This is a genomic window from Ruminococcus callidus ATCC 27760 (assembly GCF_000468015.1).
GTDB classification, from domain to species: domain Bacteria; phylum Bacillota; class Clostridia; order Oscillospirales; family Ruminococcaceae; genus Ruminococcus_C; species Ruminococcus_C callidus.
This window is the reverse complement of record NZ_KI260362.1, coordinates 29,649-31,053: the sequence shown is the minus strand read 5'-3', so window position 1 is coordinate 31,053 and position 1,405 is coordinate 29,649. Positions and strand designations below refer to the sequence as shown.

Below are 1,405 nucleotides of genomic sequence, written 5' to 3'. Positions count from 1 at the left end.
TCATACAAAAAATTCCTCCTTTTGTTGATGTAAATTTCGATTCAAACTACATTTATTGTAACAGAAGGAAGATTTCTTGTATTGCAGAATTGTCATGCAATTTATATATTTGTAAAGTAAATTTTATCCCTGCGATTTTCGAAATTCTGTGGGTGTCATACCGTGAACTTCTTTGAAAACTCGTGTAAAATGGCTCTGGGACGAGAACCCCAGCAGACTGCTGATCTGGGAGAGATTTTGCTCTGTTTTCAACAGCAGTGTTTCTGCCTCCTGCATTTTTTGCTGCTGGATAAAATCAGACAGCGTCCTGCCTGTTTGCTTTTTGAATTCCGTAGTCAGTCCGCCGCGGCTTTTGCCGCAGTATGCTGCGATGTCTGCGGTGCGGATCGGTTCTGCCATATGACTGCGGATATACTGCAACACATTTCGCACCAATCGGGACTGGCTGCCGCCGCACTGTTTCAGCTTTCGCACCTGATCGGCATAGTCCAGGATCATGTGATACTGCAAGTTCTTGATTCGTTCCATGTCCGGCAGGGATTCGCATTTGGAAATGTAATGTTCCTCCGTTTCCAAAACTTCTTCGGCAGGCAGACCAGCCTGGATCGCCGCACGGGAAACAATGGTTTCCAGCCGAATGAAAAAATTCCTGTGATGCCGCAGCAGCTGCGGTGCAAGCTGTCCGGAACGAACTGCCGGAATTTTTGTTGCACCATCGATCAGACCGTCTACGTCGCCCTGCTGCACCTTCCGAATGATGTCCTGCTCAATCGACAGAGAACGCATGTGCCCTTCTGGATTTCTGTTTTCCGGATCGGACAGGATTTCATTTTCTTTCATTTCTGCTGTAATGGTTTTCTGTTCCCTTTGCTGGATTCGCAGATCAGAAATGTCGTACATGGTTCGGTTGACTGTGAAATTGTACAGGATCATTGCCTGCAAAAGGGTATCCGGATGCATTCCCGAAAGCGTTTTCATCTCAGCTGCAAACACAGAAAACTGTTCAGGCAGCAAATGCAGCGAACCTCCCAGCTTTTTCAATTCGTGTTCCGAAATTGCCAGTTCGCTGACTGGTCCGGCGACAAAGCAGTACGACTGATGCCGGACATAGCCATAGTAAAACATATCGTGATAGGAAAAATAGCCCAGTGGTGCGGTTTCCTGCAAAAGTGCATCAATGCAGAGAATCACAGGATCTGCTGCCAGCTGCACCGGAGAATAGGTGTAGATCTTCTCCTGCTGTCGGTAGAGGCGTACCGGCAGTCCAAACATATTGGAAAACTGCCGGCTGAAATAGCAGAGCTGCGATTTGGTCAAAACGTGCTGCACAGAAGATTGTTCAGACATGGCAGAATTTTCACTCCTCTCTTTGTAAAGGCAATACCGCACAAAGAGCATCTGGCGA

The 1,405-nt window shown here is 47.1% G+C and carries 1 protein-coding gene; it reads right to left on the bottom strand.

The features are described from left to right. Positions 1 to 123 precede the first annotated feature (123 nt). Entirely contained in the window at positions 124 to 1,347 is a 1,224-nt protein-coding gene (locus RUMCAL_RS05865; RefSeq protein ID WP_040647210.1) for a helix-turn-helix domain-containing protein, read from the bottom strand. Positions 1,348 to 1,405: the final 58 nt, after the last annotated feature.

Excerpts from the sequence above, each read along its gene's own strand:
- RUMCAL_RS05865 (WP_040647210.1), bottom strand. The coding sequence starts at position 1,347 with ATGTCTGAACAATCTTCTGTGCAGCACGTTTTGACCAAATCGCAGCTC.